At 57.8% G+C, this 12,867-nt stretch carries 9 protein-coding genes; 3 read left to right on the top strand and 6 right to left on the bottom strand.

Features of this window, described 5'->3' with window-relative positions; genetic code table 11:
• The first annotated feature begins 145 nt into the window (after positions 1-145).
• Positions 146-1,030, top strand: coding sequence for a LysR family transcriptional regulator (locus tag ACR3E0_RS13105; RefSeq protein ID WP_480479257.1), 885 nt, complete (start codon positions 146-148; stop codon positions 1,028-1,030).
• Between the two features lie 641 nt (positions 1,031-1,671).
• Here ACR3E0_RS13105 and ACR3E0_RS13100 read toward each other — a convergent pair.
• On the bottom strand, positions 1,672-2,301 hold the full coding sequence (locus ACR3E0_RS13100; RefSeq protein WP_480479256.1) for an adenylate/guanylate cyclase domain-containing protein: 630 nt from the start codon (positions 2,299-2,301) through the stop codon (positions 1,672-1,674).
• A 330-nt stretch (positions 2,302-2,631) separates the two neighbouring features.
• Between ACR3E0_RS13100 and ACR3E0_RS13095 the strand changes: the two genes are divergently transcribed.
• A complete protein-coding gene (locus ACR3E0_RS13095; protein WP_480479255.1) occupies positions 2,632-4,542 on the top strand; it encodes a dihydroxy-acid dehydratase domain-containing protein in 1,911 nt (636 codons plus the stop codon).
• A 359-nt stretch (positions 4,543-4,901) separates the two neighbouring features.
• On the top strand, positions 4,902-6,758 hold the full coding sequence (locus ACR3E0_RS13090) for an SLC13 family permease (RefSeq protein ID WP_480481035.1): 1,857 nt from the start codon (positions 4,902-4,904) through the stop codon (positions 6,756-6,758).
• Between the two features lie 70 nt (positions 6,759-6,828).
• Here ACR3E0_RS13090 and ACR3E0_RS13085 read toward each other — a convergent pair whose 3' ends face one another.
• The 5 genes from ACR3E0_RS13085 to ACR3E0_RS13065 all read right to left on the bottom strand — a co-directional run bounded on the left by ACR3E0_RS13085 (position 6,829) and on the right by ACR3E0_RS13065 (position 12,517).
• Complete coding sequence (locus tag ACR3E0_RS13085; protein ID WP_480479254.1) at positions 6,829-7,764, bottom strand: sulfotransferase family protein; 936 nt, start codon at positions 7,762-7,764, stop codon at positions 6,829-6,831.
• A 37-nt stretch (positions 7,765-7,801) separates the two neighbouring features.
• Entirely contained in the window at positions 7,802-8,995 is a 1,194-nt protein-coding gene (locus ACR3E0_RS13080; RefSeq protein WP_480479253.1) for a glycosyltransferase, read from the bottom strand.
• Positions 8,996-9,028: 33 nt separating this feature from the next.
• Positions 9,029-10,117, bottom strand: coding sequence for a glycosyltransferase (locus ACR3E0_RS13075; RefSeq protein WP_480479252.1), 1,089 nt, complete (start codon positions 10,115-10,117; stop codon positions 9,029-9,031).
• A 76-nt stretch (positions 10,118-10,193) separates the two neighbouring features.
• Positions 10,194-10,937, bottom strand: a complete 744-nt coding sequence (locus ACR3E0_RS13070) for a sulfotransferase family 2 domain-containing protein (protein ID WP_480479251.1) — start codon at positions 10,935-10,937, stop codon at positions 10,194-10,196.
• A gap of 59 nt (positions 10,938-10,996) precedes the next feature.
• The gene (locus ACR3E0_RS13065; protein ID WP_480479250.1) at positions 10,997-12,517 is read right to left on the bottom strand and encodes a lipopolysaccharide biosynthesis protein; all 1,521 of its coding nucleotides are present in this window, start codon (positions 12,515-12,517) and stop codon (positions 10,997-10,999) included.
• Positions 12,518-12,867: the final 350 nt, after the last annotated feature.

Raw genomic sequence — 12,867 nt, 5'->3', positions numbered from 1 at the left:
TTTGGTCCGCTATTTCCACTGACTCTGCCATGCCCCGAAGTCCTCCGCATTGGGTTCTCTCAAAACGTTCCTTATGGAAACACAGAAAAACAGTGCTTTTTTCTATGGCTGCTCATACATTTTCTTTGGCTGGAGGGCTGTGCTGATGGATACACAATGGCTGGATGACGTTTTGGTCTTGTTGGAAGAGGGCAATCTGAGCCGGGCCGCCGCCCGCCGAAACATCACGCAACCGGCCTTTTCCAGACGCATACGCGCATTCGAGGATTGGTTGGGGGTCCCGGTATTGGATCGGAAAACCAACCGCGTTGAAATCAGCCCGGCGCTTGCCCTAAACGAAAACGAGATCAGGGCCTTGCTCACGCAACTGCGGGAGATGCGCACAAAAATTGTTCATCATGACCCAAAAGCAAACACTGTCCGCATTGCCGCGCAGCATGCCCCGATCTATTCCCGGTTCCCTGAAATGGCCCTTAAGGCGCGCAGCCGGTCACCGGGTGTCAGGTTTCGGGTGCACGCGGCCAACCTCGGCGACTGCGTCAGTATGTTCTTGCGCAAGGACGCCAGCATGTTGTTGTGCTACGAATCCGATCTGGCAGAACCTCTTGAATTCGGAAACCGCGTCTTGCGGGGGCTTTGGGGCCGGGACTACCTCGTTCCGGTTGTCGGCGGGGCGTTGCGGTTTGCGGTCAAGGATGTCGGCGAGATATCGGCGGACGTTCCGGCGATCGTTTACCCAGACAACAGCTATTTTGGGCAGGTTCTGCGGCGCCGGGAATGGGCGTTTGGGACCGCCGGTTTCAGTGCCAATCCGATTTGCGAAACCGCATTTTCGACTGGAATTCGCGAAATGGTTCTTAAAGGTCTCGGAGTGGCGTGGCTGCCATTCAGCATGGTGCACAGCGAGTTGCAAAGCGGGGACATGATCTCGCTGGCGAACGGGCTGGGGAGAGAGCCGCTGGACGTGGCGGTCTATGCAAACAAGAATGACGCGACAGCGGTGGACCTGCTTCAACTCTGGAGCAACTAAGGCTGCTTGACCGAGGACTAAGCAGATCGGTCAGGTTGGCGGTCGAATTTGGGATCCTTGTGCCCTTTGGCCGACGCCAAAAAACTACCGATGCGCCGATGCAGGGTTGATGTCTGGCCCTGACAGTTGCGCCTCCAAAACAGCGCGAATCTGGTCCTTCTATCGACCAAGCGCGTTTTCGGCTACACTGCGCATACTGCGTTCAATCTTTTGTTGCCTGATAGTTTCGTGGAGCGTTCCATTGTCAAAGAACCCGGTTATTCAGAATCCGCCATGGCCGCCCGGCCCATATGACAAGTATCCCAAAGGAGAGTACAAACGCTGGCTTACCTTTGATAAGCAGTTTCCCGTTTCAGGCCGCCCCTCTCGGCGGGTTTCGCATGTTGGTGTGCCCTATTCGGTGGTGATCAAAGGGACGGATGAAGTCAACTCGGACCTTTTGGGCGAGGTGGCGGCCAACTACCTGCGCCGTTTGCAGGCATTTCTGGAAAAACACAACGGTATCAAAAATGGCCTGGGATTGCCGCAGGCCTGGCAGCGGGCCCTGTTCCCATCGGATCCATCCCTGTTTCTCAGCAACTACATTAAGTGGCTGCCCATCTGGCCGGCTGTTGGCAAGGACTACGCACGAAAGCCCGAATTTATCGGGTCATGGAATCGCCGGAAACCTCAAACGGCAGCACGGCGAGGGTGGGCCGGGTCGACCAGTTTGCATGCGGTCGTACCAGTCCGTCGCCCGCATTCTGATCCTCGACCTCATACACCCGAATGGGGAAATCGATGTTTTTGAGCTGAGGGGCCCCGAGACCCCGAAAGGTCAGGCCGGGCCGGGTCCGGATGATATCGCGCACCGACTGCGTGACGACGACGGATCCCGGAGCCGCCAACTGATGAATGCGCGAGGTAACAACGACCCCGTCCGACTGGATGGTTTCGCCGTCGTCCAGGACATCATCGACATTGATGCTGATGCGCAGCCGCATTCCGGCATGAGATTTGCGTTCCGCGCGCATCGAGCGCTGCACATCCAGCGCCCAATTTACGGCGGTACGAACACTTGGAAACTCGATCAGGGCTGCATCGCCCGCCTCGTTGATCACGCGGCCTGATGCAGCTTCGACGGTAGGATAGATGACCTGTTGGCGCAGGGTCGTCCATGCCTGAACTGTCCCCTCCAGGTCTTCACGAATGCGACGGGAGTAATTGGCCACATCTGCAAAGGCAATCACCGCAACTCGCAACGTAAGTTCTTTGTCTTTAGTCCCAACCATTAAAATCAGTGCCTTGTGGGAGCTTCAAACTACCATAATAACGCGATCAGGCCAGCATAGAGATTAAATCTTTAATATGTTGAGATTTTTTTGGGCGAGCGGTGGCCGCGCAGTTTTCCGGCACAACTGGACCAAAGGTCGCTCGAAACTTGGTTGCCGCCAACACCGCTGTTTGAAACCTGTCAGCGGACCCGGTGGTCTGTTCGGGCGGCGAGCGTCCGGGCCTCAAGCCACTGCCCAAAAGAAGCTGGGACCTTTTGACAAGGCGACCTGCCGGGGCTTCTATCCTATAGAAAAACCTGCTCTATAACGCAAAACGCCATCGAATGAATGACCGCTTCTGTCCCGGCTTGTGATCTGGAATGTGGCGGGCGACAAATCTGGAAAGACAGCATGCCCAAGAACCCCGTACTTCTCGATGAACACCCCGGCCGCAACTCTCAGGCTTATGGAATTGCTCGCGAACTTGGCACCGACATGGATCTGATCCATGCACCGTCCATCGGCGTTGTCGGCACCAAGGGAGACAGTCAGTGTTATCTTGGCGTCCAGCCCAAGGTCGAGGCCATCCATGCCACGCTGCGGGATCGGATTGGGAAAGAACCCGGGAAGATCGCCATGCGTCTCGTTCAGCCCGAATACTCTGTCGCGACGTCGGACGGCATCCGCAACGGCACGAAAGAGATGCGATATTCGCTGATCGGACGCGAGGTCACCAATGACGGGTTTTGCGAGCACCTTTCGGCTTCGGGCCTCGCTGGAACGATTGCGGTTGTGGCCTGCGACAAGCCTCCGGTCGGTACGCTTGCGGCCCTGCTGGAACACAATCAACCGGCGATCATGATGTCGGACGGGTCGATCCATCCCGCCCGCGACCCGGACTCCAATGAGCGCATCGATATTATTTCGGCCTATCAGGTTGCTGGAAACGAAGACGCCGAGTACCGCAAACGCATCGCCTGTCTGGCCTGTCCGGGCTACGGGTCCTGCGGCGGTATTTTCACTTACAATACGATGCAGACCTTCATTGGTGTTGCAGGCATGCAGCCCTTGCACATGGTGGCGCCGCCCTCGGACGATCCCCGGCGCATGGAGGAGTTTCCGTCCCAGCTCGTCGGATATCTCGCAAAGTTGATCGAGAACAACACTTGCCCCCGCGACATTGTCGGGCGTGACTCGCTGCGCAATGCGCTGATCGTTGCCATGGCCATTGGGGGGTCGACCAACGTTGTTCTGCACGCGCCCGAGATTGGCCGCGCCGCAGGTTTTGGCAACTTCTGGCGCGACATCGTCACGCCGGAAGAGTTCAATGAATGGTCGCAGAAGATCGTTCCCGTTCTGACCGACGCGCGCCCCTATGGCCGCTACTCGATGGTCGACATCGACCGCGTTGGCGGCGTGCAGGTCATCGTCAAAGAATTGATCGATGCAGGCATGGTCAATGGCGATGTCCCAACCTGCACCGGCGAGACGCTGGCAGAACAGGTTGAACGGCTGGAAACCGCTGCTCCGGACGGAGATGTCATTTACCCGGTTTCAGCGCCCTTCAAGGAAACCGGCGGCCTGCGTCTGCTCGGCGGCAACCTGTCGCCCGAATTCAGCGCCATCCTGAAACTGGCCGGAGTTGAGGGGGGGCTCGAAGACAATGTGTTCCGGGGCAAGGCCCGTGTGTTTGAAGGCGAATCCGGTTTGCTGGACATGCTCGACACCAATCCGATGGGTTTTGAAGATGGGGACATGATCATCGTTCGCTATGAGGGCCCGGCTGGCGCGCCGGGAATGCCCGAGATGCTTGACCCGACTTCACGCATCACCACGTTGTGCCGCGAACGCGGGATTACCGTCGGTCTGATGACGGATGCTCGGTTCTCGGGTGGTTCGGTGGGGTTGGTGATCGGCCATGTCGGCCCCGAGGCTGCGCTGGGCGGGCCGATCGCGCTGATCGAAGATGGCGACGAAATCGTTGCCGACCTGAACGTCAACGAGTTGAACGCGCCGGTTCTGGAAGACCCTGCGATATTGGCTGCGCGCAAGGCCAAGTGGGAGGCCGAGGTGGCCGCAAATGGTGGCGTGCACCCGAATTGCGGGCTGGCGGATACGCGACTGCTGAACCGCATGCGCAATTCTGCCGTCCCAGCCATCAAGGGTGCAGGAATCCATCCCGGGCGGGAATTGTGGGTGAATTCTCAGCGCGATCCCGTTAACTCAGGCTTTGTGCCGAGCAACCGGTGGCGACAGTAGCAACTTTTGACGTGATCGGGGCACTGCAGCACGGGCGGTGCCTCATCCGTCAGATCATCGGTACAGACTGAAAGACCCAGCTTTCGTTTTCTCAAGGTGCGTCGGGACCATGTAACCTTGCGACCCGGGTCTCTGGCAGCAGGTCGCGAAACCGCAAGCCGTCTCACCGACTGCGAACGTCAACTTGCAGCGTGGGTGCCACGCTTCGCATTCGCGTGAGTAAGGGCAACATTCTTTCGTTTCCTGGCTCAATTTCGAAACTTCATGACAAGCCAAGTCCAATGGGCTAAAGGTTCTTTTTACACTCACAAAAAAAGATCCGGGTGGTACCAGTGGAAGAGTTAGCCTTTACTTTCGAGATGGGCGTGGTCTGCGCGCTTCTTGCTTTCACGGTATTTCTTTTTGTCTCAGAAGTTGTGCGGATCGACCTTTCTGCCATTCTGGTTCTGGTTATTGTCGGTCTTCTCAGTTACGCGCCGGGTCTGGAAAATCTGGCCAATGTCCCGCATCTCTTTGACGGGTTCGCGTCCAATGCCGTGATCTCGATCATCGCTGTGATGATCGTCGGTGCCGGTCTGGACAAGACGGGTATCATGAACAAGGTCGCGGCGGTCATTCTGAAATATGGCGGGACGGCCGAGAACCGGGTGCTTCCCATTGTGTCGGGCACTGTCGGTGTCATTTCTTCGTTCATGCAGAACGTCGGCGCGGCCGCTCTGTTTCTGCCGGTCGTCAGCCGGATATCCTCAAGATCCGGCATTTCGCTGTCTCGCCTGCTGATGCCAATGGGCTTTTGCGCGATTTTGGGCGGCACCATGACAATGGTCGGATCGTCGCCCTTGATCCTCCTGAACGACCTGATCCTGACGGCCAACGAGGGCCTGCCCGACGGTCAGAAAATGGAGCCCTTTGGCCTGTTTTCGGTCACGCCCATCGGCGCCGCCCTGATCCTGACGGGGATTTGTTATTTTCTGTTGCTGGGCCGGTGGGTTCTGCCGGGTGATGCCGGGTCTGAGAACACTGGAACGGGGCAGGGGACCCAAGAATACCTGCAACGTGTTTACGGGCTGAAGGCCGATGTGTTCGAAGTGATCGTGCCCGAAGACAGCCCTTTGGTCGGACAGATTCTGGCCGATATCAATCACGAAAACCACCTGTACATCATTTCGACTTTCTATCGCGGAAAGACGTCGATGGTTCAGGTTTTGACGGCCGAAATTGCGGCGCCATGCAGGCTGGCAATCATCGGTCGACGCTGGGTTGTGGAAGAGTTCGCCAGCAAATTTGGTCTGACGGTCTTGCCGGATCTGGACATCTTCGTTGAAGAATTCGCCCCGACCAATGCCGGTATTGCCGAAGTTGTCATCACTCCGGACAGCAAGCTCATCGGCAAGTGCCCGCGCGAGCTGCTGTTCCGCAAGACCTACGGCATGTCGTTGCTGGCAATTCATCGTGGTGAAGAAACGCTGAGCCATGTCGAGACAGACACCCATGAATCCACCCAGATAGGGCTGGAAAATTTCCACGCCGGCGACATGCTTGTCGCTCATACCCGCTGGGACAACCTGATGCGGATCAAGCGCGACCCGGATTTTGTCGTCGTCACGACGGATTTCCCGCAGGATGAGTTGCGCCCCAAGAAAGTCGGCTGGGCACTGGCGTTTTTTGCCATTTCTCTGTCGCTGATACTGTTCACCGACGTGAGGCTTTCCCTTTGCCTGTTGACGGGTGCTGCCGGAATGATGCTGACCCGCGTGCTCAGCGTGGACGAGGCCTACCGGGCCGTTGGGTGGAACACCGTGTTTTTGCTGGCTTGCCTCATTCCGCTGGGTCAGGCGGTTCAGAATACGGGCACCGCAGCGTGGATCGCCCAGCAAATCATGACCATTCTGGACGGATGGCCGATCTGGTCGTTGCAGGCAGGTGTTGCCATTCTGGCCACCGCATTTTCGCTTGTGATGTCGAATGTCGGAGCCACGGTTTTGCTCGTTCCGCTGGCTGTATCGATTGCTGTTGCGGCCGGCGGCAACCCGGCACTCTTCGCGCTCACCGTGGCCATATCGACCTCGAACAGCTTCATCATTCCAACGCATCAGGTCAATGCGCTGATCATGGGACCCGCGGGCTATAAAGTCATGGATTTCGTCAAGTCGGGCGGGGTCATGACGATACTTTTCCTGGTTGTTTCTCTGGCGATGCTCAACCTGATTTTCTGAGGGGTCGTGGGCTGAAAGCTGGGCGATGGGTTGGATGTGTCAAAACGCCCCCAATGTGCCCATGGAAATCCTATTGCAGAAACCCGGGCCAGACCTGGCTGAGGTCCTTTTCAAGGAGATCCGAAAGCCCCGCATTTCTGTCCGAGAGGTGCTGGCTGAGATACGCACGCGTTTTTGCCCGCATGTTAGACGGCGGCTTGTCCCGGGTCAGGATACGGTTGTCCACAAAGCGAAACCAGCGCCGGTAAGCTTTGTGGCCAACACGGGCCATGACACCGCTATTCCCGCCGAAATGTCGCGCATACCTGTACCGAACCAGTATCCGGCCAATATGGTTCAGCCGCAGCAATGTCTTGATCCGAGGCGGGTATCTGGTCCGGTTGTGCCAGGTTTCGACTTTTTCCAGGGGCATGGGGTCCAGATCCAGAAAAGCGGCAACGTCATCCATAACGCTTTGCTGGTTGGCCTTGAATTCTTCGAACAGGACAACGTGGACGCGATCTCGGCCGAGCGCCTCGTGGAATTGCCTCAAGGCAGGAGCATAGGTCGATCCCAGAATGATCGACGGATCATTGCTCAGCGCCTTTTCAAAGGATAAACAGGTCCGACCGCTGCGGACAAGATGCCAGTATTGTGAGTAGGCGCGTTCGACCGGATCGCGCAGCATGAAGATCATTTTGACCTGTGGGGCGGCTGCCCTGATGCGAAATGCGGCCACATCGGACATCAGGTAGGTTGTTGTGTCCTCTCCAAGAGCACATCCCTTGGGGGCATCCGCGAAACGGTTTTGGTACCAGTTCTTCAGGCCCGGATCATGGGGCGACTGCCATGCCAGATCGTCGCCATCCATCCCAAGAAAGTCGCCATGCGCGATCGGATCGTCCGCATCAAAAAAGTAGAGCTCGTTCTTTGCCATCCAGACACCAGGATGCTGGTCCAAAACCTGATGCAGCGAGGTCGTGCCACATTTCGGAGCCCCTCCGATAATGAAATCCGGTGTTGCCAATGGTTCTGCCTCCTAAGCAATAGCGAGCGGGTGAGCCTCAAGAACCAATTGGAGCCGGGTTGGCTTCTGGCGTTTCGCCGTCATTGACCAATTCGAGGCAGCGCTTCAGGAACCGGACATTCTGCAGGTCTTCGTTGAATGCCTGTTCGACCTTCTTTCGTGCCGCAACGGACATGGTTTTGGCCCTTTGCGGATCCCGGGCCAACGCGACGATGTTCTGGCACAGCCCCTCAGGGTCCAATTCCTCCGACAAAGACCCGGTGACGTTGTGTTCCACCAGTTCCGGAATGCCGGAATGCCGGGTCGCGCAAACCGGGGTGCCCAAGGCCATGGCTTCCATCAGGGTGACCGGGATGCCTTCCTGATCACCGTCATCGGCCGTGCAACTCGGGACAAGCAAGACATCCGCTTCGCTCATGCGGCTCAGGGTGTCTTGATGCGACAGGGGGCCGAGAAAATGGATATGATCCCCTAGACCAAGCTGAATCGCTTTGGCGCGCAGATCGTCTGCCAACGGACCTTCACCGCCAATGTCGTATGTCCACTCAATCTCGGGGTATCTGGCGCGTAACAACGCAAGCGCTTCGATGGCGGTTCCAAGCCCTTTTTTCTCGACCAACCGACAAATGCTGAGAAGGTGCAATGGCGCTTTGATGTCTGCGGGTTCAAACGGATAGTCAGCCACCGGAATACCCAGATGGCGGGTTTCGACCCGTGCGTCGGGTGCGCCGCATTCGACCAAGCGTTGGGCAAAAGGGGCGTTGACGGTCACATGCAGATCACCCTCCTCGAACAACAGGCGGAACCGGGACAGGGCGTTTCGCCTGTATTCCACGCTGACATCTCGTCCGTGATAAATCGTGACCAGCGGGGGACGCCGTTTCCAGTTGCGTTGCGCGCGCGCAACCGCCGCGCCGCGATACCCAAAATGTGCAATCACAAGGTCTGCATCAATCTGACGCCGCCAGGCCAACCGATCCAGACGGGCGACAATGCGATCCAACCAGCTGTTGGGCAGCAGGTTCAGGACCTGCGGATTGGGTGACGGCCAGATCACGATACGCACTTGGCGAAGGATGTGTTGCTGCTCGGGCGACAGGGGCGTCGTGTCGTCGAAGACTTTACAGGCCACGGTCACCTCATGACCCTGTTTCACGGCATGGATCACCTGAGAGGTGACAAAGGTCTGAGACAGGGCCGGAAAGCTTGAGACGCAAAAGCAAATCTTCAATGGATCGCTCCGAATTGGGTTTTGATGCCATTCTCAGGCCGAACGCCGCACATCCTGCTGGGCGATGGCACGTTCAAGCACGGCCAGGAACGCCTTGTGCTGACGGCCGAATTCGAGTTCGGGGCGCTTGGCGTAGGCGAGTGCCTTTTGAGAAAGCTCGGCATAGGCGGCATCGTCGAACCAAAGCCGGCGCAATGCAGCCACCCATTTGTCGGTCGGCGCGTCATGCGGCAGCACAATGCCACCCGGCCCGATGGCCTGGGGCAGGCCGCCCCGGTTTGATCCGATCACCGGAATCCCGCTGCAATGCGCTTCCGAGGCAACACGGCCCCAGGCTTCTTCCCATTGGCTGGGTGCCAGCAAAACCTTGGTGCGCCCATAGACCTTTGACATGTCCGAAGTGCGGCGCATGAAGGTGACATTTGGCAGTTCGGCGATTTCGGCCATGATGTCTTTGAACAGCCCGTCCCACAATGTCCAGGCTTCGACGAACAGGAACGGGATGTCGGGGCAGACCCGTGCCATCTCGCGCGCAACCTCGTATCCCTTCTTGGGATGGATGTTGATGAGCGTCGCAAACTCCCGGGTCGTGTCGCAGTGGTATTCTTCAAAGTTGATCGTTGGGGTGATCACCGTGCAGTCAATGCCATAGGCCTTATGATAAACGCCGGCTGTAAAGTCCGAATTTGCAATGAAACTGGCGTTCGGGATGGCGCTTACGTCCCCTTCATTCTCATCGAACTCGACATTGCGCAGATAGAGCACGACAGGCAGGCCGTGTTTTGAAAACTCATGACCCAGAGTTGCCGAATGCCGGGTCTGGATCACCACAACATCGGGTCTGAACCGCTTGATCGCGGCGGCAATCCGCGCGGGGTCGACAGGCTCCCATGTGCGCATCACCTCATACCCCTGACTACGGTCTATGCTGAACGGGCGGCCCGTGATCTTGCGCTGCGCCCGCATACGAAATCCAAAAACGCCGCGCCCGGAAAAGCCGCAGTAAACGGCGCATTCATGACCCTGTGCAATGCTCTGACGGATCAGGTGGTCGGTGCTGTTCTGGGTTCCGCCGCTCGCTTCGGGCAGCCAGCCGTTTCCGCCTGCAAAAAGAATTCGCATGTTCAATACCCTGCTGGTCGGCGCAAACCGTTTGCGCGTGTGGACATGTTGGAGAAGAGGGTGGTCAGGATCAGTCTCATCCGGTCAAACCTTTGACGACTTGCGCCTCGTCGACATGCGGCGTCTGGGCCACCTCCCATACTTTACAAGCGCGGGCGAACAAGTCGGCATCAGAGGCGTAGAGCCGGATGATCTTTTCCGTATAACCTGTTGACAGATTGCCTCTTTTTGTTCGCTCACCTGTTGTCTTGTTCGCGTGTGTCAGAGCGTTGTGCGCAATGCCCGCAACATTGGCCAGAGCCTCGGCCATTCTGTGGAACGGGATCAGGTGGTCGACCATGACGGTGGTGCCGTCGCAAACGTAATCCGTTTGCCTGCGAAAGTGGAAATACTGCGTGACCGTGTCCCGGTAAGACCGGCTTGCGGACAGATGATCCAGGAGTGCTTCGATTGATTTTTCGCCGATCACTTCTTCGCTGAACATGCGATCGTGTTCATTGCGTCCACCGGATTTCAGGTAGTCGAACGCCGACAGGAACCGATCCACCGGGTCGCGCACAATCGCGATTTTGGGGAGGCTCTGCCAGGCACGCGGGCAAATCGCCTTGACCTCTTGCCAGGTCCGGTGCCGCACGCGGTACCCGAACAGGGCGTCTTCGACAGAGGTGCCGGCATTCTTTGGGATATGAATCAGGATGAGGCCGCGATCCATGTAGACATCGTCAAGATGTGCGTCCGGTCTGGGCGTCAGTTGGCGGATCATCCGGTCCGGTGCAACGCGCCAACCGATCCCGGCCCTGATCTTTTTCAGCGACTTCATTCATGAGCCTCCGGTTGCAAGTCTTTGCGGGTGGACGCGCGCCTGGGTCTTGAAGCGGGTCATGCGGGGCTCCTTGGATCGAGCTGACGCAGTTTTTGCAGGCTCATCCGGCTAAGGTGTTTGACGTCGGCCAGAATCTCGCGCCCATAGGCGGTGAGGGTCAGAGCACCGCAAAACACCACATACCCAACGGCAATCCCGCTCAGCAGTTTCAGGAAAACCTGATCCGGTAACATTGACTGAACCAGCACAACCGCCCCGTAGGAGGCCCATCCGGCGCAGAACACCGGCAGAATGCGCTTGCGAACACTGTCCCTGCCGATGGGCCCCTTTCGGGTGACGAGCATCCAAAGCGGAAAGAGTTTCAGCATTGTGACCGCTGCATAGGCCATGGCCAGCTGCCACACGCCGTACTGGACGCCCCAGACAAACGCGACGCAGCTTATACCCGCAGACGCAAACCCCCACCACGCCATCTCGGTCGTGCGGCCCTGACTGACAAACAGCCAACCGGTTGGATTGGCCAGTGGCTGCGCAAGCGCAGCAATGCCCAGCGCGGCAAAGATCGGGGCACTGTCAGCCCATTTCGCGCCCAGAAGGAAGGGAACAGCCGTGTCGGCCATTCCGGTCAGGGCCGCGACACCGGGCAGAATGACAAGTTGCATAAGCCCGAATACGCGAAAATAGGCGTGGGCGTACCGGTGAGGCTCATCCTGCATGCGGGACAGGACCGGCACCATCACCTGAGACAATGGTTGCGCCACCCGGTTCAGAGGGAACAACATCAGCTTGTAGGCGCGATCATAGAATCCCAAGGCGGCCCCGCCCCAAACCCGCCCGATCAGGATCGAGTCGAGATTACGCGACAGGAAATTCGCCAGTTTAAACCCTGTCACACCAGCCCCAAAACGCAGCAGGTCACCCGTACCGGGTGCCAATGCGGGGCGGGATGGTAGCCACGGCACCCAAGCCCACACAAGCACCGCGCCGACAACCCCGCTCACCAGGGTTCCGGCCACCAACGCCCATGGTGTCGGCGATACAAGGGCCCACAGGATCGATGTCCCAAGCGAACACAACGCGACAACGCCCGCGTTCACTGCAATTCTGCCAAAACTCATCCGGCGATTGAGCAGGGCGAAATGCTGTGCGCCGAGTGCTGTCAGAACCATGTTGAGAGCCATGACCCTGATCAGCCAGATCAGATCAGGTTCCTTGAAAAACGCGGCGATCAGTGGGGCCGTCAGGACCAGCAAAACAGTCAATCCGATGCTGACACTCAGGTTGATCCAGAACAGAGAGTTGAGTTGCCCGTAGGTGAGCGTCCGTTTCTGAACGACCGCCTGCAACAGGCCCATTTCCTTGAACATCGACAGAAAGGCTATGAGCGGTCCGATCATGGCAATCAGCCCGAAATCCGATGGCATCAGCAACCGCGACAGGATGAGAACGGACCCAATCTGGCACCCGATTGTAACGCCCTGGCTTAGCGCAGCATAAAAACTGCCCTGCATGACAGCGCCGCTGTAACTGTCACTGGCAACGGTTTCGACCGTTTCATGCGCGTCACGATGACTCATGTGTTGGGGCTTTCCGCCTTTTCGACGTGATTCCGACGACGAGAACATTGCAGAGCCAGCGCTTGCACGCGCGCCCTTTGCAGGCGCAGCATCCATTTCAGCAACTTCCCGCCAAAGGCGTGCCTTTCAAAGTAGCAAACACGCCGATACGTCACGGCGGTGACGCAATTTCAGTCATCCATAAGTTGATCGTTCCGGATTTACAGCATGCCGTCAATTTGCCCGTTTTGACGTTTTCTTGCTCATGGAATCGCGCGCTCTGGCTCGGATTCGCCGGTGGCAGAAGCCGGCTTTGACAACATCCGCTGTCCTGTCTTAGCTGCCCGGTACAGGGGCGTCTGCGATAGGGT

It is taken from the genome of Ruegeria sp. AJ12, from assembly GCF_056536245.1.
Note: the sequence above shows the minus strand (reverse complement) of the source record. Positions and strands in the feature narration are given on the sequence as shown.

Bases quoted from the DNA above. Each gene is read 5' to 3' on its own strand.
- ACR3E0_RS13105 (WP_480479257.1), top strand. From the start codon at position 146: ATGGATACACAATGGCTGGATGACGTTTTGGTCTTGTTGGAAGAGGGC.
- ACR3E0_RS13100 (WP_480479256.1), bottom strand. From the start codon at position 2,301: ATGGTTGGGACTAAAGACAAAGAACTTACGTTGCGAGTTGCGGTGATT.
- ACR3E0_RS13095 (WP_480479255.1), top strand. From the start codon at position 2,632: ATGACCGCTTCTGTCCCGGCTTGTGATCTGGAATGTGGCGGGCGACAA.
- ACR3E0_RS13090 (WP_480481035.1), top strand. From the start codon at position 4,902: ATGGGCGTGGTCTGCGCGCTTCTTGCTTTCACGGTATTTCTTTTTGTC.
- ACR3E0_RS13075 (WP_480479252.1), bottom strand. From the start codon at position 10,117: ATGCGAATTCTTTTTGCAGGCGGAAACGGCTGGCTGCCCGAAGCGAGC.
- ACR3E0_RS13070 (WP_480479251.1), bottom strand. From the start codon at position 10,937: ATGAAGTCGCTGAAAAAGATCAGGGCCGGGATCGGTTGGCGCGTTGCA.
- ACR3E0_RS13065 (WP_480479250.1), bottom strand. From the start codon at position 12,517: ATGAGTCATCGTGACGCGCATGAAACGGTCGAAACCGTTGCCAGTGAC.